General features: G+C 74.3%; 3 protein-coding genes and 1 pseudogene. 1 reads left to right on the top strand and 3 read right to left on the bottom strand.

Going from position 1 to position 3638, the window contains the following annotated elements:
• Window positions 1–526, bottom strand: a 526-nt coding sequence (locus CCN56_RS30465; protein ID WP_179200036.1) for a DMT family transporter, incomplete at its 3' end; no start/stop codon positions are given.
• A 178-nt stretch (window positions 527–704) separates the two neighbouring features.
• On the opposite strand from CCN56_RS30465, the gene CCN56_RS30460 reads away from it, so the two are divergent.
• Window positions 705–1211, top strand: coding sequence for a MarR family winged helix-turn-helix transcriptional regulator (locus CCN56_RS30460; protein ID WP_086831161.1), 507 nt, complete (start codon window positions 705–707; stop codon window positions 1209–1211).
• Between the two features lie 76 nt (window positions 1212–1287).
• Here CCN56_RS30460 and CCN56_RS30455 read toward each other — a convergent pair whose 3' ends face one another.
• Window positions 1288–1518, bottom strand: coding sequence for a hypothetical protein (locus tag CCN56_RS30455; RefSeq protein ID WP_041129259.1), 231 nt, complete (start codon window positions 1516–1518; stop codon window positions 1288–1290).
• A 20-nt stretch (window positions 1519–1538) separates the two neighbouring features.
• A pseudogene (gene malQ / locus CCN56_RS30450) lies at window positions 1539–3585 on the bottom strand (4-alpha-glucanotransferase).
• Between the last annotated feature and the right edge of the window lie 53 nt (window positions 3586–3638).

Below are 3638 nucleotides of genomic sequence, written 5' to 3'. Positions count from 1 at the left end.
CGAGGGCGCCGACGCCCTCGGGGCGGCCCCAGCGCTTGGTGAAGACGATGCCGGCGGACATCGAGAGGGAGGAGAGCAGTCCGGCGCCCACGCCGATCAGGTCGAACGCGGCTCCGGCCTTGAGGACGACGAGGCTGACGCCGAAGGCGGCGGTGACGGCGGTGAGCAGGGCCTTCACGGTGGGCTTCTCGCCGAGGAAGAGGGCCGCGAGGCCGACGACGAAGAGCGGGCCGACGGAGCCGACGACCGCGGCGACTCCGCCGGGGAGCCGGTAGGCGGCGAGGAAGAGCAGCGGGAAGAAGGCGCCGATGTTGAGCGCTCCGAGGACCGCGGACTTCCACCACCAGGCGCCCTGCGGGAGCTTGCGGGTGATCGCGAGGAGCAGGAGGCCGGCGGGCAGGGCCCGCAGGAGGCCGGTGAGGAGCGGGCGGTCGGGCGGCAGGAACTCGGTGGTCACGAAGTAGGTGGAGCCCCAGGAGATCGGGGCGAGGGCGGTGAGCGCGGTGACTGCTGCCTTGCGGGACATGACGGTTCCCCCTGCGGTGGAGTGCCGGAGCGGCGGCGCCGGACTGGCTTCGTGGTGAGTAACTTACCACTAAGCTACTTTTCCGCAAGAGGCTTTTCCGTAAGAGACTTTCTCGTAAGTGACTCCCCCGTAAGTGACTTGCTTGCGATCGAGGAGCGGAGAAGGGAACACTGAGGACATGAAGACGCAGAACCCCGACCACGACGCCGTCGACGACATCACCGACCAGTGGGCGGCCGTCCGCCCCGACCTGGACACGGTGCCGATGGCCGTCTTCGGCCGTATCTACCGGCTGTCCAACGCCATGCGCGGCAAGGTGGACAAGGCCTACGCGCCCTACGGCATGGCGCTCGGGGAGTTCGACGTCCTGGCGACGCTGCGCAGGTCAGGAGCGCCGTACACGCTCTCGCCGCGCGAGCTGACCGCCACGCTGATGATCACCACCGGCGGCATGACCGGCCGGCTCGACAAGCTGGAGAAGGCCGGGCTGCTCACCCGCAGCCCCGACCCGAACGACCGGCGCGGGCTGCGGGTCACCCTCACCGAGCGCGGCAAGGAACTGGTGGACCAGGCCGTCGGGGCCGGTCTCGGGGAGCAGCGGGCAGCCCTGGAGGCCGCGCTCACCGCGGAGGAGGCGGACCAGCTGGCCGGGCTGCTGAGGAAGCTGCTCGCGACCACGGTGTGAGGGGCCTCGACGCACGCGAGGGCGCCGCACGGTACCTCGTACCGTGCGGCGCCCTCGGCGGAGACCTGAGAGGCGGTTACGCCTTCTTCTTGGACTTGTCGAGCACCATCACCAGACCGGCGATCACCAGGAACAGCACCAGCGGCGCCGCCACGTACAGGCCGAGGGTCTCGGCGACACTCAGCTTGGGGGCCGGGTCGTCACCGTCGTCGCGGGTGAGCGCGAGCGCGGGGGACGACATGAGCAGCATCATCAGCGTCGTACCGGCCGCGAGCGAGCCGGCGCGCAGAGCGTTCTTCTTGTCCACAGCCCCAAAGTAGCGAACACCTAAACGGGCCGCGCGCCCGGGGGTGCCGTACGGGCGCTCTCCGCTCCCGTACGGGCGTTCTCCTCCGTCGTGCGGGCCCGCAGCTCGCTCAGCAGGGCGTGCGCCCGGGGCGAGGCGGCGAGCTGTTCCAGGGTGAGCGGCCGGCCGTCCGGATCCGCGAGGGGCAGTCGCCAGTTGGGGTACTCGTCCCAGGTGCCCGGCAGGTTCTGCGGTCTGCGGTCCCCCACCGTGTCCGGCAGCCACACGCCCACCATCCGGGCCGGGGTGGCGAGCAGGAACCGGTGGACGGCCCTGATCTCGGCCTCCTCGCCGCCGGGGCCCTCCGGGAGCAGCCCCGTCCGCTCGAACACGGCCAGCCACTCGGCGGTCTCCGCCGCGTCCGCCGCCCGCTCGCGCTCCAGGTCGCCGGGGAGCAGCCCGAGCCGGTGCCGCAGGCCGATGTGCTCGCCGGAGAGCCGGGCGGCGGTGGAGGGCAGGTCGTGGGTGGTGGCGGTGGCGACGCACTCCGTACGCCACTCCCCCGCCGGAAGCGGACGGCCGGTGCCCGCCCAGTCCCGCTCGAACCAGAGCACGGAGGTGCCGAACACCCCGCGCCGGGCCAGCTCCTCCCGTACTCCCGGCTCGACCGTGCCGAGGTCCTCGCCGATGACGAGGGCGCCGGCGCGGTGGGCCTCCAGGACGAGGACCGCGAGCATCGCCTCGGCGTCGTACCGGACGTACGTGCCCTCGGTGGGCTCGCGGCCCTCCGGCACCCACCACAGCCGGAACAGGCCCATCACGTGGTCGATGCGCAGCGCGCCCGCGTGGCGGAGGAGTTCGCGGAGGAGTCCCCGGTACGGGGCGTAGCCGGCGGCGGCGAGGGCGTCGGGCCGCCAGGGCGGCAGGCCCCAGTCCTGGCCCCGGGAGTTGAAGGCGTCGGGCGGGGCGCCGACCGACATGCCGGCCGCGAAGGCCTCCTGCTGGGCCCAGGCGTCCGAGCCCTCGGGGTGGACGCCGACCGCCAGGTCGTGGACGATCCCGACCTCCATGCCGGCCTCGCGGGCGGCCGCGGCGGCGTCGGCGAGCTGCCGGTCCGTCAGCCAGGCGAGCCGGCAGTGGAAGTCGACCCGGGCGGCCAGGGCGGGGTCGGCGCGCACGGCGGTCTCCGCCGCGCGCGGGGTGCGCAGCTCCTCGGGCCAGGTCCGCCAGTGGTGGCCGTGCCGCTCGGCGAGGGCCTGGTAGGTGGCGTGGTCCTCCAGGGCGCGGCCGCGCTCGGCGAGGAAGTCGTGGAAGTCGGCGCGGCGGCCGGGACCGAGCTCGACGCTCCCGAGCACGAGCTCCAGGGCCCGGCGCTTGACGTCCCAGACGGCGTCCCGGTCGATCAGGGCGCCCTTGCCGAGGACCTGTTCGCGCAGTTCGGCGGCCTCGGCGAGGATCCGGTCGAGCTCCTCGCGGCGCTCGGGGTCCACCAGGGCGTACTCGGGGATCTCCTCGATCCGCAGGTGGACGGGGTCCGGGAAGCGGCGCGAGGACGGGCGGTACGGGGAGGGGTCGCTGGGCGCCCCGGGCACGCCCGCGTGGAGCGGGTTGACCTGGACGAACCCGGCGCCGTGCGTGCGGCCCGCCCAGCCGGCGAGCTCCCGCAGGTCGCCGAGGTCGCCCATGCCCCAGGAACGGGTGGAGAGCAGCGAGTACAGCTGGACGAGCAGCCCGTACGCGCGGCGCCCGGGCCCGGGTACGCGCGCGGGGCTCACGATCAGGGTGGCGGTGGCCGCGCGCCCGTCGGGGGCCTGCGCCTCGACGGTGTGGACGCCGAGCGGAAGCCCCGACCAGTCCCGGCCGGTGACGACTCCGCCGTCCTCGGTGGTGACCCGGAGGCGGGTGCCGGGCGGCAGGCCCTCCGGCGGGCGGACCGGTCCTTCGCCGTGGTGGTGGACCAGGGTCGGGGGCAGCAGGCGCNNCGAGGACGGCCACCACGGTGGCGTCCGGCACGGGCACGGTGACGCCTTCTGACGGGCTGTGGACGGTGGCGACGCCGTGACGGGCGGCGAGACGGGCCAGGGTCACTTCACACTCCGGGGGACTCCGGGCCGCCCGCGCTGCCGGGGGCGGCCCGGAGT

Origin of the sequence: Streptomyces sp. NRRL B-24572 (assembly GCF_002156145.1) — a bacterium.
Classification (GTDB): domain Bacteria; phylum Actinomycetota; class Actinomycetes; order Streptomycetales; family Streptomycetaceae; genus Streptomyces; species Streptomyces vietnamensis.
The sequence above is the reverse complement of the archived record's forward strand: the minus strand, read 5'-3'. Positions and strand labels throughout refer to the sequence as shown.